This is a genomic window from Microbispora sp. CA-135349 (assembly GCF_050947365.1).
Lineage (GTDB): Bacteria > Actinomycetota > Actinomycetes > Streptosporangiales > Streptosporangiaceae > Microbispora.
Map to the genome: position 1 here is coordinate 4,740,152 of NZ_CP192001.1, position 24,551 is coordinate 4,764,702.

Consider the following 24,551-nt stretch of genomic DNA (forward strand, 5'->3'; position numbering starts at 1 on the left):
CGGGGCGACGACCTGAGACGTCGCCCCGGCGGATCCGGTCACACGCGGTGCCAGCGGGCCTCCGCGAAGCAGTAGACGGCGAACAGCACCAGGCCGATCGCGACCACGGCGAGCAGCCACGGACCGGCCGGGGTGTCGGCGAGCGCCTTGAGCGCGCCGTCGATGCCGGCCGCCTTGTCGGGGTCGTAGGTGAGCGCGGCCTTGCCGATCAGGGCGCCGGCGGCCAGCGCGATGACGCCGCGGGCGATGTAGCCGGCCTTGCCGAGCTTGACCACGACGCCACGGGCGCGGGGCTCGGTCACGTGCATGTCCTTCATGAACTTCTCGGTCCAGCCCTCGTAGATCCAGTACACGCCGAGGGCGATCACGCCGAGCGCCATCAGGCCGACCAGGAACTGGCCGCCCGGCAACTCGAACAGCGCCTTGGTGACGTCCTGCGACTGGCTGTCGGACGAGGAGGCGGCCTTGTTCCGGGTGAGCAGCGCCACCATCGAGAACACGAGGGCGGCGTAGACGACGGCCCTGGACACGGCCTCCACACGGTCCTTGGCCTCGGGACGGCCCCAGACGGCCTCGGATACCTGCCAGATCGCCAGCGCGGCCAGGCCGACGGCCATGATCCACAGCAGCGTGTCGCCCAGGGGCGCGTCGCGGACGATCTGGATCGCGCTGCTCTTGTCGGCCTCCCCTCCCCCGCCGAAGGCGATCTGGAGGGCGACCAGGCCGATGATCGCGTACAGGACGCCCCGAGCGGCGAACCCGACCTTGGCGAGCTTCTCCAGGACAGGATGGTCGGCCGCTCTCCGGGCCGTGCCTTCCAGCCGCCGGCCCGCCTGATGCGCGGTCGTCATCACGGCTCCTCTCCTTGGGGGGACGGATCGGTCTGCCTGAACCGTCTCCCTACTGACCCGGACGAGGACGATCAAACATCAGCCGGCCAGGCGCAGCGCCTCCGCCGCGACGGCGTGCCGCAGGTCGCGGATGCCGGGCCGCCCCCGGAGGGGGTGCACGTTGTTGGTGAGCAGCACGACCGTCAGCCGGCGGGCGGGGTCGACGACCAGCGACGTGCCGGTGAAGCCCGAGTGGCCGAACGCGTCCGCGAGCGGCCCCACGATGGCCGGGTCGCCGATGCGCACGCCGAGCCCCTGCCGGAAGGCGGCGCCCGGCACCCCCTGGTCACGCAGCAGCTCGGCGGTCCAGGCGGGAGACAGGACCGGGCCGCCGCCGGTGCGCAGCGCCTCGCCGAAACGCACCAGGTCGGCGGCGGTGGAGAACAACCCGGCGTGCCCGGCCACGCCGCCCAGCGCGTGGGCCGTCTCGTCGTGCACCTCTCCCCGCACGCAGGTGCCGCGCTTGAACTCCGTGGCGACGGCCCGGCCCGGCTCGACCGGCCCGTACGCCGTGGCGCCGAGCCCGAGCGGCCCGGTGACCCGCTCGCGCACGAGCACGTCCAGCGGCGCCCCGCCGGCGGCCTCCGCGACCCGCCCGGCCGTGATCATGCCGACGTCCGAGTACAGATGCGTGCCCGGGGGCCCCTGCACGGGGGTGGACAGGACCAGGTCCCAGCGGGTCTCCTGCGGCTCCTTCTCCACCCGGCGGCTCGCGGGCAGGCCCGCCGAATGCGTCAGCAGGTGCCGCACGGTGATCTCGGGGCGGTGCCCGTAGAACCCGGGCAGCCGGACGGCCACCGGCTCGTCGAGGTCGAGCGCGCCCTCCTGGGCCAGCGAGACCAGCACCACGGCCGTGAACATCTTGGTCAGGGAGGCGATGTCGAACAGCGCGTCCATCGTCACGGGCGGCCGCTCCGCCAGCAGTTCCCCGGACGCGTCGGCGTACCGCACGGCCTCCCCCACGGCGGCCGCGGCGACCGTGCGCCCGTCCACGGCGATCTCGGCGACCGCCGCCGAGGCGACCCCGGGCACCGCGGCCCGCAGGACGTCTTCGAGCGCGGACACCCCGTCAGGCACCGCGTTATCAGGCGCCGCGCTATCAGGCACTGTGCAGGGCCGGGCCGAGCCGGTTGCCGTGCGCCGCGAGCAGCGCGCGGGCGTCGTCGGCGCCCACCCCGCGCTCGATCATGACGACGGCGGTCTTCACGTCCCGCCCGGCGCTCTCCAGGACCTCGCGGGCGTCCGGCACCCGAGCGCCGGTGATGTCGGAGACGATGCGGGCGGCCCGGTCGACGAGCTTGGAGTTGCTGGCGACGACGTCGACCATGTAGTTCCCGTACGTGCGGCCCGACTTGATCATCGTGATCGTGGAGATCATGTTGAGGACCAGCTTCTGAGCCGTGCCGGCCTTCAGCCGCGTCGAGCCGGTGACCACCTCGGGTCCCACGATGACCTCGACGGCGTGCTCGGCGGCCCGCGCGAGCGGGGTGCCGGTGTTGCAGGCCAGGCCCACGGTCAGCGCGCCGAGCCGCCGGGCCTGCTCGACCGCCGCGACGACGTACGGCGCGCGCCCGCTGGCGGAGATGCCCACGACGGAGTCGCGAGGGCCGACGGCCTTATCGCGGATCACGGCGGCGCCCGCCTCCGCGTCGTCCTCGGCGCCCTCCACGGAGCGCACCAGCGCGGCCTCGCCGCCCGCGATGATGCCCTGGACGAGATCGGGGTGCGTGCCGTACGTCGGCGGGCACTCGGAGGCGTCGAGCACCGCGAGCCGTCCGGAGGTGCCGGCGCCCACGTAGAGAAGCCTGCCCCCTCCGGCCATCCGCGCCGCGATCGCGTCGATGGCCGCGGAGATCGCCGGGACGGCCCGGCCCACCGCCGCCGGGACGGCGGCGTCGGCCGCGTTCATGAGCCGCGCGATCTCCTCCGTCGGGAGCGTGTCGATCCCGCTGTAGCGGGGATCGCTCTGTTCTGTGGCGAGAGCGGCGAGTGGTTGCGTCATGATTCCTCAGCTTCGGAGTGCTTAATGGATCGCGTGCGTACGGGGCTCGAGCTCCTGGTGAGCGCGCCGAAGGCCGGCTGGGAACGGGTGGGCCTGGTCACCAACCCCACTGGAGTCCTGCCCGATCTGACCGCGGCCGCACCGGCCCTGCTGGCCGCCGGGGTGCCCGTGACCTCGTTGTTCAGCCCCGAGCACGGCCTGCGCGGCACGGCCCAGGCGGGCGGGGGCGAGGGCGACACCGTCGACCCGGTCACCGGGCTGCCCGTGCTCGACACCTATCAGCGGTCGGGCGCGGACCTGGACGCGCTGGTCGCGTCGTCCCGGGTGGACGCGCTCGTCTTCGACGTGTGCGACGTGGGCGCGCGCTTCTACACCTACGTCTGGACGATGTACGACCTGATGCGCTCGGCGGCCCGGCTCGGGCTGCGGTTCACCGTGCTCGACCGGCCCAATCCGATCGGCGGCGCGGTGGCCGAGGGCCCGGTGCTCGACCCGGCCTTCGCGAGCTTCGTCGGCCGCGCCGCCCTGCCCGTACGGCACGGCCTCACACCCGGCGAGATCGCGCTGTCCGTCAACCGCGCGATCGGCGCCGAGTTGGAGATCGTGCCGATGGAGGGCTGGCGCAGGGAGTGGCACTTCGACCGCACCGGGCTGCCCTGGGTGATGCCGTCGGCCAACATGCCGACCCTCGACACCGCCCTGGTCTACCCCGGCACCGGGCTGCTGGAGGGCGTGAACGCCGCCGAGGGCCGCGGCACCACCCGGCCGTTCGAGCTGGTCGGCGCGCCGTACGCGGACGGCCGGTTCGCCGCGGCGCTGAACGACCTCGGCCTGCCCGGCGTCCGTTTCCGCGACACGTGGTTCACCCCGACGTTCGGCAGGCACGCGGGCGTCGTGGTGCGCGGCGCGCAGCTGCACGTGACCGGCCGGCAGGCCTTCAGGCCGGTGCTGACGGGCGTGTCCGTCCTGCACGTGCTGCGCGCCCTCCATCCGGGCGACTTCGCCTGCGAGCCGTTCCTCGACCTGCTGTGGGGCTCGGCGTCGCTGCGCGAGCACCTGGACGCGGGCCGCGACCCTCGCGGGCTGTGCCCCCCGCCGGGGACGCCCCAGGGCGAACTGCTGTACGGCTGACATCAGCCCAGCGCGCGGCGGTAGAGCCAGAACACCCGCTCGGCGCGGGCGCCCACCGCCCGGGAGTAGAAGCGGAGCGGGCCCACCCAGCCGATCTGCGCGGACGTCTGCCCCGCGGCGGCCTGCTCGTCGAGGCAGCGGCGCAGCAGCACCCGGCCCACGCCGAGCCCGCGGGCGGCCTCGGCCGTGCCCATCGGGCCGAACCACAGCGGCCGGGCGCCCCAGGCGGCGAAGCCGAGGATCTCCCCGTCGCGGAAGGCCCCGTCGCGGAAGGCCCCGTCGCGGAAGGCCCCGTCGCGATAGGCCCCGTCGCGATAGGCGTAGTGCAGGCCGGTCGCCTGCTCGGCCTCCCAGGCCCACTTGTCGTTCCACTGCTCGCGGACGAAGGCCGTGACCGCTTCCCGCTCCCCGGTCGCCGCCGACGCGACCGTCACGCCGGCGGCGGCGAGCTTCGCGAGATCGGCCTCGTGTTCGGCCTCGTCGTAGCGGGCCGGCAGGCCGGCCGTCATGTTCCAGGCCACGCGGTACTGCTCGTACCCCAGGCGCTCGGCCAGGCAGGCGGCCGGGGTGTAGCGCACGTCGATCCCGGGCCAGGCGTAGCAGGGCGGGTTGCCGGCGAACCTCGCCTCGGCCGCGCCGTGCGCCCGCATCCACTCCTCGGCCGCGCCGACCAGCGCCCGCCCGATCCCCCTGCCCTGGGCGGCGGGGTCCACGGCGATCAGGTCGATGTGACCAGTGATGTTGTTGTCCGGGCCGTCCGCGCCGATCGAGGCGAACACCACGCCGTCCCGGTCCGGCGTGGCCAGGACCGTCCACGTCCGCTCCCCCGGCGGGTCGGCCAGCCGCCGTACGACCAGCGCGGCGTCCTCGGCGTCCGCCCACAGCGCGGCGGCGGCCAGGTTCTCCAGCCGCTCGTCCACCGCGGCCGGAAGGATCTCCGTCACTCGCCCACCCCCACCGGGATCACGCTGCGCCGCCTGGGATGGAAGCAGGCGTGCTCCTGATCCGTATCGCCGTCGCGGCCCAGCACGGGCATCTCGCTCTCGCAGCGCTCCGTGCTGAACGGGCAGCGCCGCGCGAACAGGCAGCCGCCGTCGGGCAGCCCCTCCCGCTGCATCTCCCGCGGCACGACCCGCTCGGCGCCCGGCCGTTCAAGGCCGTGCAGCACCGGGATCGCCGACAGCAGCGACTGCGTGTACGGGTGGACCGGGTCGGCGATGATCTTCTCGGTGGTGCCCCTCTCGACGACCTGGCCGCGGTAGAGCACGTACAACTCGCCGTCGTCGCCGATGTAGCGGGCGGTGGCGATGTCGTGGGTGATGAACAGCACGCCCACGCCGAGCCGCTCGCGCAGGTCCTTCAGCAGAGCGAGGATGCCCAGGCGCAGCGACACGTCGATCATCGAGACGGCCTCGTCGGCGACGAGCACCTCGGGGTCCATGGTGAGCGCCCGGGCGATCACCACACGCTGGCGCATGCCGCCCGACAGCTGGTGCGGGTAGCGCGGGAGCACGTAGCCGGGGTCGATGCCGACCATCGCCAGCAGTTCCGCGGCCCGCCCGTCGACCCACGACCTCGGGCGGCCCGTCCGCTTGGCGCGCAGCCGCAGCGGCGCCTCCAGCGTCTGGTGGATCGTCCGGGTGGGGTTGAGCGCCGAGTAGGGGTCCTGGTGGATGAGCTGGACCCGGCGGAAGTACGGCTGCCGCGCGCGATGGCTGAGCGTGGACATCGGCACGCCGTCGATGACGATCTCGCCGGCGTCGTGGGTCTCCAGCCCGGCGATGATCCGGCCGAGGGTGGTCTTGCCGCTGCCCGACTCGCCGATGAACGAGACGGCGCCGCCCTTGGCGATGGCGAAGTCCACGCCCCGCAGCGCGGGCACCTCACGGGCGCCGAGCACGCCGCCGCGCTGCTTGAAGATCTTGGTGATCCCGGTTCCCGTGATCACACGAACTCCTTCCGCTTGACCAGGGTGAGGTGGCGGTCGGTGGCGTGGCAGGCGACGGTGCGGCCCTCCCGGTTGACGGACATCGGCTCGTCGGTCTCGCACACCTCCATGCGCCGCTCGCAGCGCTCGCGGAACACGCAGCCCTGCGCGGGCAGCGTCCCGAGCGTCGGCGGGCGGCCGGGCAGCGCCCGGGCCAGCGACAGGTCGCCCGTCAGGCGCGGGATCGCCCTGATCAGCCCCTGCGTGTACGGGTGCCGGGCGTCGCCGAGCACCTCGGTCACCGGGCCGTGCTCGACCACGCGTCCGCCGTACATGACGGCGAGGCTGTCGGCGACCTCGGCGACCGCGCCGACGTCGTGGGTGATCACCAGCGTGGTGAGCGCCCGCTCCTCGTGCACCTCGCGGATGATCCGCAGGATCGTGGCCTGCGTGATCATGTCGAGGGCGGTGGTCGGCTCGTCCAGAACGACGACTTTGGCGTTCAGGACGAGCGCGAGCATGATGCCGACCCGCTGGCGCATGCCGCCGGACAGCTCGTGCTGGTAGGAGTCGAGCACCCGGGCGCCGTCCATGCCCATGCGGGCCAGCAGCTCCTTGGCGTCGCGCACCAGCGCCCGCAGATCTTCCACGTCGTGGGAGCGGCCGAGGTCGAGCAACTGCTTGCCGATGGTCTTCAGCGGGTTCAGCGAGTTCTGCGCGGCCTGGAAGACGTACCCGACCTGGCGGCCGCGGGCGCGGCGCAGCTCCTCGCCCCGCAGCGTCACCACGTCGCCGAGGCCGTCGATCTCGACGCTGCCCGCCGCGATCCTGCCGGGCGGCTGGACGGCGTTGAGCAGCGACAGCGCGAGCGTCGACTTGCCCGAACCCGACTCGCCGACGACGCCGGTGATCGTGCCGGGGGCGAGGGTCAGGTCGACGCCGCGTACGGCGGGCAGCTCGCCCGCCGGCGTCTTGTAGACGACCGTGAGGTCCCGGATCCGGACCCCCGGTGCCGTTTGACGTGCGGCCGTGTGAGCGGTCATGGGGTTATTCCTCCCGCAGCCGGGGATTGAAGATCTCGTCCATCGCGTCCACGATCAGCACGATGCCCAGGGTGAGCAACAGGATCGCGATCAGCGGGGCCAGCAGGTAGGGCAGCGCGGCCGGAGTGGTGAGCGCCCCGCCGTTGAACACCGCGAGGTTCAGCATCACGCCCCAGTTGTTCGACTCGAACGGCAGCACGCCGAGGAAGAACAGGCCCACCTGGGCGTACACCGCGCCGGTGACGGCGATGAGCATGTTCATCGCGATGTACGGCGCCATGCTCGGCAGCAGTTCGCGGCCGATGATGTGTCGCGTCGGCAGGCCGAGGCCGCGGGCGGCCTCGATGAAGCCGCGCTCGCGCAGCGACAGCGTCTGCGACCGCACGGCGCGGGCGATGCCGCCCCAGCCGAGCACCCCGAGCACCAGGCCCATCTCCAGCGGGCTCTCGAACTTCCACACCGTGGACAGCACGAGCAGCAGCGGCAGGCCGGGGATCGCGAGGTTCATGTCGGTCAGCCGCATCAGCAGCGTGTCCCACCGGCCGCGGTGGAAGCCCGCGACCAGCCCGATGACCGTGCCGAGCGCGACCGTGATGACGGCCGTGGCGAGGCCCGTGAGCAGCACGTAGCGCGCGCCGGTGACGACCAGCGCGAGCACGTCGGTGCCCTCGAAGTCGGTGCCGAAGGGGTGGGCCAGGCTCGGCGGCGCGTACAGCGCGTCGTCGTCGCGCGGCAGCTGCGCGGGGTAGAGCAGCGGCCCGGCCACGCCCATGACCGCGAACAGGGCGACGATGACCACCCCGGCCATGCGGCTGGGCTTGCGCCGCAGCACCCGCCACACCCCGCGCCAGAAGTTGCGCCGCAGTGTGGCCCGCGTGGTCCCGGCCGGCGCGGCCTCGGGACTGATCGCCCCCTCCGGGTTGACGATGACGGTCATGCCGCGCCTCCGCTCCTGACCCGCGGGTCGATCACCGTGTACAGCAGGTCGGCGGCGATGTTGGCGACGACGATGCCCACCGTGATCACCAGGAACGTGCCGCCCATCAGCGCGTAGTCGCGGCTGCTGATGCTGTTGACGAGCAGCAGGCCGAGGCCCGGGTAGTTGAAGATCTCCTCGATGAAGATCGAGCCGCCGAACAGCATGCCGATCGACAGGGCGAGGATCGTGAACAGCGGCAGGATCGCGTTGCGCGCGAGATACCGGAACACGAAGCCGCGCCGCAGGCCGCGCAGCTCGGCCGCGAGGATGAAGTCGTCGCCGAGCACGGCGACCACGTTCGACTTCATCGCGAGGATCCACCCGCCGTAGCTGGCCAGCGTGTACGTGACGACCGGCAGCACGGCATGGTGCACCAGAGAGCCGATGTAGCCGGCGTTGAAGCCGGGGACGAACTCGACGTCCACCGGCCCGCCCGACGGCATGATCGGCCACAGGGTGGCGAAGATCGCGGTGAGCAGCAGGCCGATGACGTACACCGGCACGCCGTGCAGCAGCGATCCGGACAGCGCGAGCAGGTCGCCCAGCTTGCCCGACCGCTTGATCGCGGCGTAGACGCCCATCGTGACGCCGAGCAGGAAGCTCAGCAGCGTGCCGGCGAGGACCGGCAGCACGGTCCACCGGGCCGCGTGACCGATGAGCGTGGTCACGTCCACGCCGGGCGTGCTGAGCGAACGCCCGAGGTCGAGGTGGAGCAGCGAGCCCATGTAGCCGACGTACTGCTGCCACAGGTTGCCGGTGGGCAGGAAGCCGTACAGGACGGCGGTGGCCCGCTCGGCCTGCTCGGGCGACATGCCCTTCTGGATCAGGCTCTCGTACTGCCCGAGCACGGGGTTGCCGGGGATCTCCCGGATGATGACGAAGCTGATCGTGGCGACGACCCAGATCATCGCCAGGCCGCGGACCAGGTGGCCGCCGATCTTCCTGGCGATGGCGCCCAGCCGGGGACGCCCCGGAACGGCGTGCGTCATGCCTGCCCCTTCTCCGCTTTTCTGATCATCCCGAGCTGCATCCACACCCCGGACGACAGCCGCAGGGACTCGTCCTCTTCGGGCGGGAACGCGGTGAACCGGGAGGTGTTCACGAACTGGGTGTTGACGTAGTCCCAGAGCTGGACGACCGGGAGCTGCTCGTTGGCGACCTTGGCCAGGACGCCGACGATGCGCTGCTGCTCGTCGTGGGACGCGTAGTTCAGCCTGCTGGTGAGCTCGCCCGGGTCGACCGTGCTGGCGGCGCCGGCGTCGACCTTCTCCGGCCCGCCCATCCAGTTGCCCTCGGTGCCCGGCGCGACGTGCCGCAGCCGGCCGCCGAACATCTGCCAGCCGTTCGCCTGCCCGAACAGCCGCTGGAAGATGTTGTACGGCGAGGGGCCGAGGCCGATCAGCCAGAACCCGAGGTCGTACTTGCCCTCGGCCAGCTCTCCAAGATAGAGCGTGTAGTCGGCGGCGGTGACCACGCTCGCGTCGATGCCGTGGTCGCTGAGCTGGCTGCTGATCGACTTACCCGCTGCGACCCAGTCGGAGAACGACGCGGGCACGTGGATGCGTACCTTCCACGGGCTGCCGTCCGGCAGGGCCCAGCGGCCGTTCCGCTTGGTCATGCCGGCCGCCTTCAGCTCGGCGTCGGCCTTGGCGGGGTTCACGCGGTACTGCTCGAGGGTGTCGAACGCGTCGCCCAGCCAGGCCCGGGCCGCCTTGGCGTGAATGCCCGAGGTGGTGGCGGCGGGAGTGCCGCCCTCCGGCGAGGCGATCTTCGTGACCTGGGCGCGGTCGATCAGGTAGGCCATCGCGCGCCGCACGTGCACGTTGTCGTACGGCTTGTGCGCCTGGTTGAACGCGAGGGAGACCGCCACCGGCGAGTAGCCCTTGACCACCTTGCTGCCCTTCGCGTCGCGGATCCGGTCCATGACGGCGGTGGGCACGGAGGTGAAGGGGGCGTTGTCCAGCCGGCCGGCGATCAGGTAGTTCCAGATCTGCTCGTTGCCGGTGTAGTTCAGGATCTTCACCTTGTCCGGCGCGATGTTCTGCCGGGCGTAGAAGTAGGGGTTGCGCCTGAGCAGCGCCGCGCCCGGGTTCACCCGCTCCAGCACGAACGGCCCGGCCGACACGTCGTGACCGGGGTTGAAGGCGATGACCTTCTCCGCCAGCCCGGTGATCTGGTTCTTCGCCTTCTCGGCCGCCGCGCCCTGGCCGTGCTGGGCGACCTTGAGGGTCTGCCAGAAGTCCGCGGGCAGCAGTTTCCCGAAGACGTGCGCGGGCACGACCACGGTCGACAGCAGGTTGGCGAGGAACGTCGAGCTGCGGTTGGCGCCCTGGGTCACCCTGATCGTCTTGGTGTCGACGACCTGGATGTCGGCGGCGGCGCCCGCCGCCTTCGGGTCCAGCGCGTACGCCGTGCCGCCCTGGGTGTAGGCGAGACCGATCGAGACGCGCACGTCCTCACTGGTAACTGGCTCGCCGTCGGACCACTTGGCGTCCGGCTGCAGGTGGATGACGACCTCCGACCGGTCCGGGGACATGCTCCAGCTCCTGGCGATGGCCGGGTAGAACTGGTTGGGATCGGTGGGGTCGTTCTTGGGCCACGCCAGCGCCATGCCGTTGTATCCCGAGAAGACCGATCCGACGGGGTTGAACGGGTTGATCGGCGCGCTCGCGTTGATCTGCTTGCTGCCGTCGATCGTGGTGTACACACCGCCGCCCTGCTGGGCGGTGTCCGTCGTCCCGGTAGTGCCGCAGGCGGTCACGGTGGCGATGGACGCCACCGCCATGATCGCTGCGAGTCGCTTCATGGGCTGCTCCTGGTTCCCGATTGCCTGGACAATACGGGCGCTCTCGCGGGGTCGTCAATTTTTTCCACGGACAGACGTCGCGATGGAGTTAATTTTTACCCAGGCCCGCTACCAGGGAAGACGTCCCACAGGGAGGGCCGGCGAATCGGTCAGGCAGCGCCGGTGAGCCAGCGGGCCGCCGCCCGCGCCGAGGCCGTGGAGCTGCCGTGGGTGGCGAGGTACAGCCGCCCGGCGGGCGGCCCCGGCACCCCGGTCTCGACCACCACCGCGTCCGGGCGGGCCCGCAGGGCCTCGTCGAGAAGCCGCCGCATCCAGGCGTGCCGTACGGCGTCGTGGACGGCGATCACGAGCGGACGCCCCGCCTCGCTCAGATCCGGCAGGTGCCCGTCGTCGTCCACCTCGATCGTCGCCGTCCCGGGGAGGATCTCGCCGAGCGCCTCCCCCAGGGTGACGGGGGTCGCGCGGCCGACCGCCTGGCTGGGGCGGGCCGCCATGCGCACCACCAGCGGCGCCCGCGTGAGCGACCCCGCCGGCTCCGCGGGGGTCGCGCGCAGCGCCGCCGTCGCCGCCGCCAGACCGAGGCCCTCGTCGGCGTCGCGCGCCACCGCCTCCCTGGCCTCCGCCTGGGCGTCGTACCACGCGGCCAGGTCCCGCACCCGGCCCGCCGCCTCGGCCAGGCGCTCCTCCGCCAGCCGCCCCTCGCGGACCGCCGAGGTGATCGCGTCGCGCAGCGCGTACACGCTCTCCCCCCTGGCCGAGGACACCCCGACGCAGATCGCGTCGGCCCCGGCGGCCAGCGCGCGCACCGCGATCTCACCGGGCGGATGCAGGGCGGCGACCGCCCGCATCTCGATCGCGTCGGTCACCACGAGCCCCTCGAACCCCAGCTCCTCGCGCAGCAGGCCGGTCAGCACGGCCCGGCTCAGCGTCGCGGGGAGCACGTCGACGGCGGGGACGAGCAGGTGCCCGCACATCACGGCGCGCACCCCGGCCGCGACGGCGGCGCGGAACGGCGGCAGGTCGCGCCGTTCTATCACCTCCCGGGAGGCCCGTACGGCGGGCAACGCCAGGTGGGAGTCGGTGACGGTGTCGCCGTGGCCGGGGAAGTGCTTGGCGCAGGCGGCCACCCCCGCGCTCTGCAGCCCCTCGATCCACGCGGCGCCGTGGCGGCCGACCGCCTCGGGGTCGGAGCCGAACGACCGCACGCCGATGACGGGATTGCGCGGGTCGGCGTTGACATCCACCACGGGGGCGTAGTCGAGGGTGATGCCGGCGGCGGCGACCATCCGGCCGATCTGCCGCCCCACCCTGCGGGTCAGCGACTCCTCTCCGGCGACGCCCAGCGCCATGTTGCCCGGCCAGGAGCTCCCGGTGGCGGCCTCCAGCCGGGTGACGGAACCGCCCTCCTCGTCCACGGCGACCACCACGTCCGGCCGTTCCCTGCGCAGCTCGGCCACCAGGGCGGCCGTTCCGTCGAGGCCGGCGACGTTGCGGGCGAACAGGACCACCCCGCCCAGGCCGTCCGCGAGCGCCCGCCGCAGCCAGCCGGGCGGCTCGAGTCCGTCGAACCCGGGCTGGAGCACGGCCATCGCCATCCGGTCCAGCTCACTCATGCGCCCCCCTGCCGGATCAGCGCGCGGTGCGCCTCGGCGGCGCGCGGGTCGCCGGGGAAGGCGGCGCGCACCGCGAGTGCCGCCGCGCCCGCCGCGCCGTCCCGGGCACGCACCAGCACGGCCCGCCTGCCCAGCTCGGCCCGGACCAGGTGGGCGAGCTCGGTCGGCTCCGTCAGCAGCGACCCCGCGAGCACCAGCGGCCCTCCGCCTCGCTGCGCCCGCCTCTCACGGGGCCCCTCGCCGACGACGACCCGTGCCGTACGACAGAGCCTGCGGGCCGCCTCCGCGACGACGCCGCGCGCCACCTCGTCACCCTCACGCGCGGCGGCGTCCACAACGGGTGCGAGCGTGCCGAGCCAGGCGGGCCCCGACTCGGCGACCCGCGCGTACACGGCCGCCACCAGGGCCCGGGCGAGTGCGGGCCCGTCGTCCTCCCCCGCCGTTCCCGGCCCCAGGACGGCCTCGGCCACCCGGGCGACCAGCACGGTGGGCCCGCCCCTGCCGTCGATCGCGTTCAGCGCGGCGGCGGCGGCCCGGCGGCCCAGCCACACGCCGGAGCCCTCGTCGCCCAGAAGCCAGCCCAGGCCGTCGGCCCGCCGTACGACCCGGCGGTCGCGGATGCGGGCGCCGATCGCGCCGGTGCCGGCCACCAGGACCGCGCCGTCCGGCTCGGCGGTGGCCCCGGTGAAGGCGACGAGCACGTCGGCGACCACCACGGGCCGCCCGGCGAGCCCGGCCTCCCGCCAGGCCCGCTCCGCCGGTTCCGCGGCGCGGGCCGCCCCGGCCAGCCCGAACACCCCTCCGGCGACCCGTGCGGGCTCCAGGCCCTCAAGCGCGCCGAGCAGAGCGGAGCGCAGGTTGGCGGCCGGGTCGGGGACCGAGAGCGCGTTGGCGCCACCGGCCCGGCCCCGCCCGGCGACCTCGCCCGACTCGGTGACCACGACGCAGCGCGTGCTGGTGCCTCCCCCGTCCACGCCGACGAACAGAGCCCCCACGACCGCTCCCTTGTAGATACCCTCCATCAACCTATAAGGCCATGGAAATCTTCTACAACGGCCGTCGCCGGGCGGGACTGTCGACTACTTCCTGCTGTCGGTGAGATCGACGAGCGCGGTGGCCGCCCGGAAGAACTTGTTGCGGCCGAGGTCTCCGACGGTCTTGATGTGGAAGGCCTTCTTCAGCAGCTCCGCGTCCTCCGCGCTCACCCCGGCCAGCGCGTCCACCGGCGCCTTGATGATCTCGTCCAGGGTCTTGTCCTCGTACTCGCGGTCGAGCAGCTTCGCCAGGTCCGCAGATACAGCCATGGTTCCCCCCATCGAACACGCCCCCGATACCTCTTGAAGTGCCCAAACGGCCCATTTCCTAAGCCGCTGCGAGCACGGTGCTCGCGTAGTCCCACAAGCGGTCCGCCGCGTCCGGATCGAGCGCGTGGGCCGCCACGCCGCCGGCGATCCCGGGGGCGGCGGGTCGGGCCTCCTGGTTGTCCTCGAAGTAGCGGCCGGTCACGCCTTCCACCAGGGGGGAGGCCGCCAGCAGCACCGATGCCGCCGCGCCCTGGGCGACCGTCTTGAGGTAGGGCTGAGGGATGATCTCGCCGTCTTCGTCGATCGCGCCCATCTCGCGCATCGCCGCTTCGTCGAGGTGGCGCTGGAGATTGGTCATGATCCAGCCGGGGTTGAGCGCGTTCGCCGTGATTCCGTCGGCCGCCCACCGGCGCGCACCCACCGCAAGCAGGATGTCCGCCGTCTTGGACTGCCCGTAGGCCGTCCACGGGTGGTACGGCCGGCGCTCGAACTGCGGGTCGTCGAAGTCGAACGGCGTGCCGAGGTGGGCACCGGAGCTGACGACGACGATCCGCGCCCGGCCCGCCGCCCGCAGACTGCCGTACAGGCCCACGGCGAGGGCGAAATGTCCGAGGTAGTTCGTCGCGAGCTGCATTTCCCAGCCTTGCGCGGTAACCTCGCGCACCGGAATCGCCATGACCCCGGCGTTGGCGACCAGCACGTCGAGCGGGCCGCGCCAGTCTCGTGCGAACGCCGCGACCGACGACAGATCGGCCAGATCGAGCGCGGCGGCCCGCACGATTCCGGGCGCGTCGGCGAAGGTCGCGGCGGTCCGCGCCGCGGCGGCCGGGTCGCGGGTGGCGATGGTTACCTCCGCGCCGGCCGCAGCCAGGACGCGGACGGTTTCGGCGCCGATGCCGGAGGCGCCGCCGGTGACGATGACGCGCCGCCCAGACAGATCCACCCCCTCGACGGCCTCGGCGGCCGTGGCATGGGAGTGGAAGGGAGTCGTGAGACGAGTCTGCTCGCTGTTCATGAGGCCACACTAAAAGGCCGGATGCGGACGACCTATACTAGAAAGTCCGGAGAACTTCATCAATCGTCCAATCGACTCGATCGCACCGGGGGCAGCCGATGGATCCGCTCGAGGACGTGCTCGCGCTGCTGGGCACCAGGGCGCACCTGTCCACGGGAATGACGGCGGGCGGCAGCTGGGCGGTGCGCTTCGAGCCGCCGGACGGCGTGAAGTTCAACACCCTCCGGCGCGGCCGGTGCCTACTGGATGTCGAGGGCCTCGCCGCGCCGATCCCTCTGGCGGAGGGCGACTGCTTCCTGCTCACGCGCCCCCTCGCCTTCACTCTCTCCAGCGACCCCTACGCCGTCCCGGTCGACGCCGGGCCCTTGTGGGCGGCCGCCCGGGACCGCCTCCCCCACGTCGGCGACGGTGTGGACATGTTCCTCGTCGGCGGCCGCTTCTCGTTCAACGACCGGGCGCGCGAGCTCCTGCTCGACGGGCTGCCGCCGGTCATCCACGTGCCCGCGGAAACCGGCGAGGCGAGCGCGGTGCGGTGGGCCCTCAATCAGATCGACGCCGAGCTGCGGGGGCGTCCGATCGGCTCGACACTCGTGGCCGAGCATCTCGCCGTGGTCATGCTCATCCACGTTCTGCGTCTGCATCTCGCCCGCGAGCCCCGCGCGGTGTCGGGGTGGCTCGCCGGTCTCGCCGACCCCGTGGTCGCGGCGGCACTGCGGTCCATCCACGCCCGGCCCGCCCACCCATGGACCGTCGCGGAGCTGGCACGGGCCGGTGCGGTGTCCCGATCCACCCTCGCCGCGCGGTTCAAGGACACGGTCGGTCTCAGTCCACTGGAGTACCTCACCCGATGGCGGATCGAGCTCGCCTCCCGGCGCCTGCGCGACGGCGACGACACGCTCGCCACGATCGCCCTCGCCGTCGGCTACGGCTCGGAAAGCGCCCTCAGCACCGCGTTTAAGCGGATCACCGGCAGCTCGCCGCGCGATTATCGCCGACGGCGTGCGGGCACCCCGGCGCTTCCACGACCTCCACCAGGCGGGCATCGCGACATCTCCACAGACGTTCGCGGTGTTCGCCGGGTTCGACCTGCTGCCGGGGACGGACCGCGCGGCGCTCGCGCGCCTGCTGCGGCTGCTGACCGACGACGCGCGGCGTCTCACCAGGGGCGAGTCCGTCCTCGCCGACACCGACGCCGAGCTGGCGCTGCTGCCCGCGCGGCTCACCGTCACCCTCGGGTTCGGCGCCGGACTGTTCGAGGCGGCGGGGGCCGGGCACCTGGCGCCACGGCCACTTCCGGCGTTCAAAGTCGACGCCCTCCAGCCCCGTTGGAGCGGTGGCGACCTGCTGGTCCAGGTCTGCGCGGACGACCGCGTCACGCTGGCGCACGCGCTGCGCGGTCAGGGACGCCCGTTCCTTCGCGACCGTACGGTGGACCCAGCACGGATTCCGGCAGAGCCCGCAGGTGCGCGCCCCGGGGACGACGCAGCGCAACCTGATGGGCCAGCTCGACGGCACCGTCAACCCCCGCCCGGGGTCGGCGGACTTCGATCGGGCCGTGTGGGTGCGCGACGGGTGGCTGCGCGGCGGGACCACGCTGGTGTTGCGCCGCATCCGGATGGACCTGGAGAAGTGGGACGCCGCGGACCCGGCGGCCAAGGAGTTCAGCGTCGGACGGCGCCTGGACACCGGTGCTCAGCTCACCGGCCGGGCCGAGACCGACGAGCCCGATTTCACCGCGCTCGGCCCGTCGGGCCTGCCGGTGATCTCCGAGTACGCCCACATCCGCCGCGCCCGGGTGGCCGACCCGGGCATGCGTATCCTGCGCAGGACCTACAACTACGAGGAGGGCCTCAGCCCCGAGGGACGGCCGGACGCCGGCCTGGTGTTCGCGTCCTACCAGGCCGACGTGACACGGCAGTTCGTCCCGGTCCAGCGACGGCTCGCGGAGGTCGACCTGCTGAATCAGTGGATCACCCCTATCGGATCGGCCGTCTTCGCCGTGCCGCCCGGGTGTTCCCCGGACGGCTGGATCGGCGAGACCCTCCTGTCCTGACAGCCGTACCTCCCGGCGGTCCGGCCCGGATCCTGCACGGGGTCCGGGCCGGGCCCCGCTCGAGGCACACCCACCCTGCACGCCGGTACACGGCCTAGCGTTCCACCCCATCCCGTTCCGTTCCGTCGGCGCGTGTGAGCGATGACCTCAGCGAGCGATGCGGCTTCGCCAGGCCACGTATGGAACCCGTGCGTCACAGTGCGCACCGCACCGGCGTGCCCCAGCCACGCCGGCAGGACGCGCGGTGCGACTCCCGCCGCTCACAGTCATGCGGCTCGGCGTCGTGTGGGTCGGCGTCGTGTGGGTCGGCGTCGTGTGGGTCGGCGTCGTGTGGGTCACGGGCGGAGCCGTCGACGTCGGTGTCCCCGGCGGTGCGGTGCTGGAGCGGATGGGGGTGCCGGGGGCGGGTGGTGGTTCAGAACGGCGGTACTTCGAGGTTGTTTGTGAAGGTGGTTTTTGTTGTGTTGCCGCCGGCCTGCTCATCCGTCCGGTGGGTTGTTCGGCTGCTTGTCTCGCCGCTGGTCGTGTTGTGGCTTCCGGTGGTGGTGGGGGCCGTGGGCGGGTGTGGAGGAGTCATGATCGTGGTGGGTGCTCCGGCGTGGTCTGCGGGCAGGCGTCCGGGCGGGGCGTCGGGCCAGTGGCGGGGCTGGGGCTGCGGGGCGGGCTGGATGATCGCCGGGAGCGGGCGTGCGTAGGTATGCCCGAGCGGGCTGGTCCAGACGATCAGCTGGGGTCCACGTGAGGTGACCCGCCAGCCGCCCAGGTGTCTGGCGCGGTGGTCGTGGCGGCAGGCGAGGTGGAGGTTGGCGGCGGTGGTGACGCCGTTGTCGGCCCAAGCCTGGATGTGGTCTTGGTCGGTGCGTGTGGCGGGCACGCGGCAACCCGGCCAGGAGCAGACCCGGCCGCGGATTTGGACGTAGCGGCGTAAGGCCGCTCCGGCGTGCCGGCGATCGGCCGATTCGGGTGAGCCGGCCGGCTGTGGCCCAGCGGCGGGCCCGGTCTGGGGGCCCGGGTGCCCGGTGTCGGTGAGCTGGGCACAGCGGCGGGCCAGGTCGGCGACCAAAGGCGCCCAATCCGCGGCACCAACAGCGGCGACGGTATTGGCAGCGGTCGCGGCGGGTGCGGTGACGGTATTGGCAGCGGTCGCGGTGGCGGCGGTCGTGGTGGCGGCGGCGGTGGCGGCGGCGGTGGCGGCGGTGGCGGTGGTGGTGGCGGTGGTGGCGGTGGTGGTGGTGGTGGCGGCGGTGGCGGCGGTGGCGGCGGTGGTGGCGGTGGTGGTGGTGGCGAGTTCGCGTAGCCGGGTGAGGGTGATCTGGAGTTCGACGATGCCGCCGCGGGCGTTGCGTGGGGGCCGTTGCGCGGTGGGGCAGGGGCGCCGGCGGGTGATACCGGTCAGCAGTAGGTGCCCGTTGTCGGCACAGATGGCATAGCGCCACTGCCCGCTGAGCATGCCGGCGACGATGCGGCGGGCGTGAGCGGCGTGGACCATGCCCCAGCCGGGCAGGTGGGCGGGGTGCTCGTCGAGGCCGAGCAGGGTAGTCAGTTCCACCCGTATTTCCGGTATCGACCACCTCCAGCCCGCGACCGGCCGCTCACCGGCATGGTCAAGCCCTCGCCGGAGTCCCTTGTGCCCGGGTCCGTTCCCCGCCTCGTGGGCGAAATCGTGGCGGTCCTCACTCCCGGGGCTGTGCCCGCGCGGTTGCCCGGGGCTGCGCCCACGCTCGTGTTCAGGGCTGTGTCCGCGCTCGTGGGCGAAGTCCTGCCGGTGCTCGTGTGCGGAGTTGTGCCCGCGCTCGTGGGCGAAGTCCCGCCGGTGCTCGTGTGCGGAGTTGTGCCCGCGCTCGTGGGCGAAGTCCCGCCGGTGCTCGTGTGCGGAGTTGTGCCCGCGCTCGTGGGCGAAGTCCTGCCGGTGCTCGTGTGTGGGGTTGTGCCGGTGCCTGTGCGCGACCTCCTCGCTGGGCCTGTGTGCGGGGCTGTGCCCGTGCTGGTGTCCGGGGGTGGTTGCCGGTTCGCTGGTCCCGCCGGGTACCCCAGGACGCGCAGCACTACCGCCCTTGTGGCCGGCTCCGCCATGGGTTGCCGCGCGCGTTCCACCGTGGGGTTCAGGGCGTGTCCCCGCGTGGGGTTCAGGGCGCACCTGGCCGGACGTCTCACGGGGCACCTCAGGGCGAACCGCGCTTGCGGTCCTCTCGGTGGTCTCACCAATGGTCCCCACCGCAGTTCCGCTGCCGGTCTGGTCGCTGGTGCCTTCACCGGTTTCCTCGCCGGTCTGGTCACCGGACGCGCTGCTGGGCTCGCTGCTGGTCTCGTCAGCGGTTCCCCTGCTGGTTTCCTTACCGGACTCGCTGCCGGGTGCGACGCCGGTCTGGTCGCCGGTGCCTGCACCGGTTTCCTCGCCGGTCTGGTCGCCGGACGCGCTGCTGGTTTCGCCGGTGGTCTCCTTCCCCGCCGCAGTCGGGGGTGGGGGTGCAGGCGAAAGGTCGGGGGAGCCGGCCGGGGCGTCGGAAGAGGAGGTGTCACAGGCGTCCACGAAAGGGTGAGCGCGGACATGAGCGATGATCTCGGCATCGGACAGGCCTTCGAAGCTGCCGTCCAGACTGCCCAGGAACAGATCAGCACGAATGTGATCGACGGGACGGCGGTCCCCGGCGCGTTTGCACGCCCGGGCCAGCTCATCGATGCGCTCACACCCGGCCACCGCCCGCTCCAGCGGCAGATCCAGGCCCGACACCGTCGCGGTGCCGTCGTCGTTGCGCATCCCGACCACCCGGCGCCTGCGCACCGCCTCCCGATACCGCCTTTCCGCCCAGCCCGGATCGATCGCCAGCACCAGACGCTGAATCTGCTCCACCAGCTCTCCCACCGTCCAGGTCGCGGCCCGGCCGATCAAGTGCTCGCAGACCCAGCCGGCCTGAGCGTCGGTCAACCCGCCGGTCCACCGGATGAAGGCCACCGCCCGCGGCTCGTCCAGCGTGCCCGCCAGCATGGCCTCCCCCAGGACGGGAAGACGCAGGTGCAGGTTCCAGGCCAGATCGAACGCCGAATCCGCCCGGCGGCGGGACCACACCAGCGCCGCCCGCGCCTCATCGGGAGCGAACTCCTCCGGCACGTGCAACCGGACCACGCCGTCGCCGGAAAACTGCTCACGCAGCCCGACCTCCAGCAGCGCCTGCAAAAACCGCGCCCGGTCATGACAGGACTGCCGGTAGGCCGCCTTGAGCACCTCGACGGTGTCGAACCCCGACACCCGCTCCACCACGATGCCGGCCAGCAACCCGGCCAGCTCCGCCCCCGGCGCCATCGCCGCCAGCCCCTCGGGAATCGCCACCGGCGCCTGCCGCGGCCGGCACGACAACGCCGGCCGCTGCCGTCCACACGGCGGCGACGACGACGACGGCGACACCGACACCGACACCGACACCGGCACAGGCACAGGCGCGGACGCCGACACGGACACGGACGCCGACGCCGACGTGGACGTGGACCTGGACGTGGGTGCGGACGTGGGTGCGGACGTGGAGGTGGGTGCGGACACGGCGGGTGGCCCTCCGGGGAGCGGAGACACAGGCGGCTGATGGGTTCCCGACCACCCGGATCGGGACGTCCTTCACGCAGACTCGGCTCAACACACGGCGTATGGCCCTCGACGGCCCGCCAGCAAGGCTCACCTGTAACGGCTACCCCAACCCTACCTCGAACACACCATCGAACCAAGCCCCGACCAGCGACAACATGGAGCCACAACCCGCTCCCAGCCTCACCACGCCACCCCCAACCGAGCCCCAGGACGTCGAAACCCCGGACCGGCAACCACTCCCGACAACACCAAGCGCCAAGCACCAAGCACCAAGCGTCAGGCGCCAGGCGCCAGGCCCAGGCGGCAGACCCAGACAGCCGGCCAGCTAGCCACACCCGGCCCGGCAAGGGTGCCGGGGCTCCAGCGGACCCCCGCGCCATGGGTGCGCACACGGCGGGAACGGATACAGCACAGCTGCTCACAGACAGAGCGCTACATGCACACGAGACGGACGCGGCACCGGCCCCGGGACGGGTTACATGCGATGGGCGGCATGCGCACCGGAACACAAGGCGCGCTTGCAGGAGAGGGAGCCCCGTTCCGGGCCGTGCGACCCGGAACGGGGCTTCCGACGGTGGCGGGGCGGCTCAGCCGCGCGAACGGCGCAGGGCGGTGAGGCCCGCCCCGGCCCCGACCAGGCCGGCGACGAGGCCGAGGCCGCCGAGCACGAGGGCCGGTGTGGTGTTTCCGCCCTCGTCGTCGTCACTCGCCGCGGCCGCCACCGTGGGGGCGGCGCCCGGCGCGGTGGGGGCGGCGGTGCTCTGGTTGTCGTCCTCCTCCTCGGCCGCGACGAGCTTCAGCGTCGGCGCGGGGTGCTCCGCCTCGGACCCGTCGGCCTTCGGCGCGTCCGCCCACTTGACCACCTCACCGTTGGAGTAGGTCTGCGCCGTCGGGAACGCGATCGCGTCCACGTTCTTCGGCAGCGGGCCGGCCGACACCTCGAACTCCTGGAACTGACCGGACTCGACCTTCCCACCGGACCAGGTGATCTTCAGCACCGACTCGGTGATCGTGTCACCGGCGTCCGACACGACAGGCTTGGGCAGCTTGCCGCGGGTGATCTTGACGTCCCAGCCGGGGACCGGGCGAACCGAGACGAACGGCAGCGGGTGGTCGGTGGGAAACTCGACCTCCACCTTGGTGGTCGAGGCGTTGTCCCGCTCGTTGGGGACGCGGAAGGCGATCTTGGTCCAGCCGCCCTGCTCGGCGGTGCCGGGGTTGACGGTGACGTGGGCGAGGGCGGGCGCGGAGAGGCCGAGAGTGAGGGCGAGGGCACCGGCGGCGACGGTGGCCGCGCGCCGAACATACGAGGTCATGGGAGTTCTCCAGTCGTCTGCGAGATTACGAAGGCACGCGAGCGTGCCCCCAGGGGGAGGAGAGCCGGATCCCTGGGAGATACGCGCCGCCCGCGCGTTGTAGATCAGAAGACGCGGAGAACCGGTGGCCCGCGGCGGATGACCACGTGCCGCAGTACGCCCACGGTGCGGGGAGCGCGCGCGGCACCGGGCGCCGTACGCTGGACAGAGCGCCGGGTGGCCGCGAGATCCGCTCCCGGCAGTGCCGCCAACGCCCCCACCAGAGCGGCCACGGCCCGCAGGCAGCGGACCGCCCCGGCGCCGATCGCGCGCAGCGCGGACCACAGGGCCTCCTCGCCGCGCGACAGCCACACTCCGGTGAGCAGCGCCGCGGTGAGGTGGGCGGTGAGCATGCCGGTCTGCGCGGCCAGGCCGCCGTGCCAGGTGGGGTGCGACGCCGCGGCGGACCCCGTGACGTCGAGGAGGCAGTGCAGGAACACCTGGGCACCGACCAGCAGGCCGACGATCGCCTGGGGCGAGCGTTCCCGGCCCGCCGCCGCGGCAGCGGCCGCGGTCACCGTGAGCACTCCCGTGAGGAGCGCCGCGGGCGTCGGCCCGCCTCCCCCGGCGAACCGGTGCGCGCCGACGGCGAGGAGCACGCAGACAGCCGAAAAGGCGGCCGACCGCGCGAGCCGGAAGGAGAACGTGGCGCGCATGACGCCGGGATTGTCTCACACCCCCGCGATCTAGGCTGTCCGTCGCCGAGCTTGCCGCCCACCAGGGCAACCGCCCTCGCCGCATCGGCCACGGGAAGGGGCCACTCCGCGCCGCAGCCTGCCACTGTCGCCGCACCGCCTTCGCCGGGACGGACCGCGCCGTCCGGCGAAGGCATGCGAGGAGAGGTCAGAGGCGGGTCCAGCGCTGGTTGGCCTGGCCGTTGCACGTCCAAATGACGATCTTGGTGCCGTTGGCGGTGCCCGCGTTGTAGGCGTCCAGGCACTTGTTCGAGCCCACCGCGGTGATGGTGCCGTCGGCGTTGAGCCGCCACTGCTGGTTGCTCTGCCCGTTGCAGTCCCAGATCACCACGTTGGTGCCGTCCGCGGTGCCCCGGTTGTACACGTCCAGGCACTTGGTGCCGTAGACCCGCAGCTCACCCGAACCGGTCGGCGTCCACCGCTGGTTCACCTGGCCGTTGCAGTCCCAGATCTGCACCTGCGCGCCGTTGGCCTGCGAGGCGCCGTTGACGTCGAGGCACCGGCCCGACCCCGCCCCCTTGATCGCACCCGTCGCGGTGGGAGTGGGCGACGGGCTGGGAGCGGTGCCGTTTCCGGTGACGGTGAGGAGGACCGCTTCGCGGGCGGGCACGGTCGTGGTGTAGCCGCCGTCGAACGTCCCGGCGTCGGTCCCCGTCCACAGGTTCCGTACGGTCGCCGGCCCGGTGAGACCGAGGTCGGACCAGCGGGCGGTGATGGACGCGGAGGAGGTGGTCCGGTTGAGCAGGAGCACCGCCCGCCGGCCTGTCCCCGACAACACCTTGCTGTACACCTGACGGCCGCTCTGGTCCTCGGCCACCTTCACCCCCTGCCGCCCGAGCGGGTCCTGGTCGACCGCGAGCACCTCCCGGTTGGTGAGGATCGCCCGGGTCTCCGCGCTCATCGTGGCGAGGTTGTTGCCGGCCAGCAGCGGCGCCCCCGAGATCGCCCACAGGCCCATGTGCGTGCGGTTCTGCGCGGCCGAGAAGCCGTTCATGCCGACGATGAGCATGTCGGGGTCGTTGTAGTGGCCGGGGCTCTGCGCGTTCGGGTGCTGGGCGGAGTCGAAGTTGGCCAGCACCCGGTCCATCGACGCGCTCTGCCCCCAGTAGATGATGTCGCCGCTGGTGCGCCACATGGTGGAGATGCCCGGTGCCCAGTCCCAGGGGTTCTGGGCTCCCCAGTTGCAGACCGACAGGACCATCGGCCGCCCGGTCTCCGCGGTGGCGCGGTCGATCGCGGCGCTGATCGCCTGGTAGGCGGTGCGTGCGTTGAGCCCCTCGGCCTGGCCGCCGCACCAGTCGACCTTCACGAAGTCGAAGCCCCAGCGGGAGAACTGCAGGAAGTCCTGGTCGTAGTGGCCCTCGCTGCCGGTGTTCGGGGCGGCCGGCCGGCCGGTGGGATAGTAGTAGCCGCAACCGTTACGGCCGGCGTCCGTGTAGATGCCCGCCTTCAGCCCCTTGCTGTGGATGTAGTCGGCGATGGCCTTCATCCCGCCCGGCCATTCAGCCGTGTCGACCGTGATGTTGCCGGACGCGTCGCGTGTCCCCTGCCACCAGCCCTCGTCGATGTTGACGTACTCGTAGCCGGCGTCCTTCATCCCGGAGGACACCATCGCGTCCGCCTGGGCTTTGATCACGTTGTAGTCGATCTGGGCCGCGAAGGTGTTCCACGACGCCCAGCCCATCGGCGGAGTCGTCACCGCCGCCACGGCCGCGGCGGCCCCGGCCGTTCTCGTCGTGGCGGCCACCGCGCCGTCCGCGAGCGCCCACCATGCCGGCACCGTCGTCGCGATCGCGAGGTGCACGGCGACGACCAGCCGCAGCAGCAGCCGGACGCGGGGGGAACGGCCGTCCCCCGTGTGCCCCGAGAACCACCGCGGGGCAGGCCCGTGTAATCGCATTCGTTTCTCCTTCTGGTGAGGGATCCCCGGCGAGTGCCCGGCGTCGCCGCCGGCCCCTGCCGATCGTCACCGCCCCGGCAGGAGGAAGCCGATCGCGCACTCAGTGTGAAAAATCTTCACGACGTGCGTCAAGACCGTGAGCGAATCGATTCGCATCGCGCGTCCCTCCATCGCACGGCTGCCAGGACCGCTGAACGTTTCGGCCGGACGCCGAGGTGGCGGCCGGACACCCCGCGGGGGTTTCCCCGGGGACGGCCCTTC

The 24,551-nt window shown here is 72.6% G+C and carries 20 protein-coding genes and 2 pseudogenes; 5 read left to right on the forward strand and 17 right to left on the reverse strand.

All coding sequences use genetic code 11. The features are described 5' to 3' along the window. Positions 1-38: 38 nt before the first annotated feature. The 3 genes from ACQPZZ_RS22060 to murQ form a co-directional block, all read right to left on the reverse strand. A complete protein-coding gene (locus tag ACQPZZ_RS22060) occupies positions 39-851 on the reverse strand; it encodes a DUF1206 domain-containing protein (protein ID WP_432921267.1) in 813 nt (270 codons plus the stop codon). Between the two features lie 78 nt (positions 852-929). Beyond that, complete coding sequence (locus ACQPZZ_RS22065; protein ID WP_432921270.1) at positions 930-1,967, reverse strand: serine hydrolase domain-containing protein; 1,038 nt, start codon at positions 1,965-1,967, stop codon at positions 930-932. Positions 1,968-1,989: 22 nt separating this feature from the next. Next, on the reverse strand, positions 1,990-2,892 hold the full coding sequence (gene murQ / locus ACQPZZ_RS22070; protein ID WP_363646790.1) for an N-acetylmuramic acid 6-phosphate etherase: 903 nt from the start codon (positions 2,890-2,892) through the stop codon (positions 1,990-1,992). Positions 2,893-2,916: 24 nt separating this feature from the next. Between murQ and ACQPZZ_RS22075 the strand changes: the two genes are divergently transcribed. Beyond that, positions 2,917-4,023: an exo-beta-N-acetylmuramidase NamZ family protein gene (locus ACQPZZ_RS22075; protein WP_432921273.1), complete on the forward strand. Its 1,107-nt coding sequence runs from the start codon at positions 2,917-2,919 to the stop codon at positions 4,021-4,023. Positions 4,024-4,025: 2 nt separating this feature from the next. Here ACQPZZ_RS22075 and ACQPZZ_RS22080 read toward each other — a convergent pair whose 3' ends face one another. The 10 genes from ACQPZZ_RS22080 to ACQPZZ_RS22125 all read right to left on the reverse strand — a co-directional run bounded on the left by ACQPZZ_RS22080 (position 4,026) and on the right by ACQPZZ_RS22125 (position 14,710). Further along, positions 4,026-4,967: a GNAT family N-acetyltransferase gene (locus tag ACQPZZ_RS22080; RefSeq protein ID WP_432921276.1), complete on the reverse strand. Its 942-nt coding sequence runs from the start codon at positions 4,965-4,967 to the stop codon at positions 4,026-4,028. After that, positions 4,964-5,971, reverse strand: coding sequence for an ABC transporter ATP-binding protein (locus ACQPZZ_RS22085; protein ID WP_432921279.1), 1,008 nt, complete (start codon positions 5,969-5,971; stop codon positions 4,964-4,966). The genes ACQPZZ_RS22080 and ACQPZZ_RS22085 overlap by 4 nt, the downstream gene beginning before the upstream one ends. Further along, positions 5,968-6,993 carry an ABC transporter ATP-binding protein gene (locus tag ACQPZZ_RS22090; protein WP_432921282.1) on the reverse strand — a complete coding sequence of 342 codons (1,026 nt, stop codon included), beginning with the start codon at positions 6,991-6,993 and terminating at the stop codon, positions 5,968-5,970. The genes ACQPZZ_RS22085 and ACQPZZ_RS22090 overlap by 4 nt, the downstream gene beginning before the upstream one ends. A 4-nt stretch (positions 6,994-6,997) precedes the next feature. Then, positions 6,998-7,930 (reverse strand): ABC transporter permease, encoded by a 933-nt coding sequence (locus ACQPZZ_RS22095; protein WP_432921285.1) that lies wholly within the window; start codon positions 7,928-7,930, stop codon positions 6,998-7,000. After that, the gene (locus ACQPZZ_RS22100; protein WP_432921288.1) at positions 7,927-8,961 is read right to left on the reverse strand and encodes an ABC transporter permease; all 1,035 of its coding nucleotides are present in this window, start codon (positions 8,959-8,961) and stop codon (positions 7,927-7,929) included. Before ACQPZZ_RS22100 ends, ACQPZZ_RS22095 begins: the two co-directional genes overlap by 4 nt. Then, a complete protein-coding gene (locus ACQPZZ_RS22105; protein WP_432921291.1) occupies positions 8,958-10,778 on the reverse strand; it encodes an ABC transporter substrate-binding protein in 1,821 nt (606 codons plus the stop codon). The genes ACQPZZ_RS22100 and ACQPZZ_RS22105 overlap by 4 nt, the downstream gene beginning before the upstream one ends. 149 nt (positions 10,779-10,927) lie before the next feature. Then, on the reverse strand, positions 10,928-12,391 hold the full coding sequence (locus ACQPZZ_RS22110) for a glycoside hydrolase family 3 protein (protein WP_363646782.1): 1,464 nt from the start codon (positions 12,389-12,391) through the stop codon (positions 10,928-10,930). Beyond that, positions 12,388-13,386 (reverse strand): N-acetylglucosamine kinase, encoded by a 999-nt coding sequence (locus tag ACQPZZ_RS22115; protein ID WP_432921294.1) that lies wholly within the window; start codon positions 13,384-13,386, stop codon positions 12,388-12,390. Before ACQPZZ_RS22115 ends, ACQPZZ_RS22110 begins: the two co-directional genes overlap by 4 nt. A gap of 84 nt (positions 13,387-13,470) precedes the next feature. Beyond that, positions 13,471-13,695 (reverse strand): hypothetical protein, encoded by a 225-nt coding sequence (locus ACQPZZ_RS22120; protein ID WP_139579411.1) that lies wholly within the window; start codon positions 13,693-13,695, stop codon positions 13,471-13,473. A gap of 58 nt (positions 13,696-13,753) precedes the next feature. After that, positions 13,754-14,710, reverse strand: a complete 957-nt coding sequence (locus ACQPZZ_RS22125; protein ID WP_432921297.1) for an SDR family NAD(P)-dependent oxidoreductase — start codon at positions 14,708-14,710, stop codon at positions 13,754-13,756. Positions 14,711-14,868: 158 nt separating this feature from the next. Here ACQPZZ_RS22125 and ACQPZZ_RS22130 point away from each other — a divergent pair. The 3 genes and pseudogenes from ACQPZZ_RS22130 to ACQPZZ_RS22140 form a co-directional block, all read left to right on the forward strand. Further along, positions 14,869-15,651, forward strand: a pseudogene (locus ACQPZZ_RS22130) (AraC family transcriptional regulator); the annotation flags it as partial. A 127-nt stretch (positions 15,652-15,778) separates the two neighbouring features. After that, positions 15,779-16,048: pseudogene (locus ACQPZZ_RS22135) on the forward strand (Dyp-type peroxidase domain-containing protein); the annotation flags it as partial. Further along, entirely contained in the window at positions 16,044-16,763 is a 720-nt protein-coding gene (locus ACQPZZ_RS22140; protein WP_432921300.1) for a Dyp-type peroxidase, read from the forward strand. The pseudogene ACQPZZ_RS22135 and the gene ACQPZZ_RS22140, both read left to right, overlap by 5 nt. A 415-nt stretch (positions 16,764-17,178) precedes the next feature. On the opposite strand, the gene ACQPZZ_RS22145 is transcribed toward ACQPZZ_RS22140, so the two are convergent. Continuing rightward, positions 17,179-20,064, reverse strand: a complete 2,886-nt coding sequence (locus ACQPZZ_RS22145; RefSeq protein ID WP_432921303.1) for a DUF222 domain-containing protein — start codon at positions 20,062-20,064, stop codon at positions 17,179-17,181. On the opposite strand from ACQPZZ_RS22145, the gene ACQPZZ_RS22150 reads away from it, so the two are divergent. After that, on the forward strand, positions 20,024-20,338 hold the full coding sequence (locus ACQPZZ_RS22150; protein WP_432921306.1) for a hypothetical protein: 315 nt from the start codon (positions 20,024-20,026) through the stop codon (positions 20,336-20,338). The genes ACQPZZ_RS22145 and ACQPZZ_RS22150 overlap by 41 nt on opposite strands. 589 nt (positions 20,339-20,927) lie before the next feature. On the opposite strand, the gene ACQPZZ_RS22155 is transcribed toward ACQPZZ_RS22150, so the two are convergent. From ACQPZZ_RS22155 to ACQPZZ_RS22165, 3 genes are all read right to left on the reverse strand, one after another. Then, positions 20,928-21,656 carry a YcnI family copper-binding membrane protein gene (locus ACQPZZ_RS22155; protein WP_432921309.1) on the reverse strand — a complete coding sequence of 243 codons (729 nt, stop codon included), beginning with the start codon at positions 21,654-21,656 and terminating at the stop codon, positions 20,928-20,930. Between the two features lie 104 nt (positions 21,657-21,760). Further along, a complete protein-coding gene (locus tag ACQPZZ_RS22160) occupies positions 21,761-22,351 on the reverse strand; it encodes an MFS transporter (RefSeq protein WP_432921312.1) in 591 nt (196 codons plus the stop codon). 187 nt (positions 22,352-22,538) lie between these two features. Continuing rightward, positions 22,539-24,290, reverse strand: coding sequence for a glycoside hydrolase family 27 protein (locus ACQPZZ_RS22165; RefSeq protein ID WP_432921315.1), 1,752 nt, complete (start codon positions 24,288-24,290; stop codon positions 22,539-22,541). Positions 24,291-24,551: the final 261 nt, after the last annotated feature.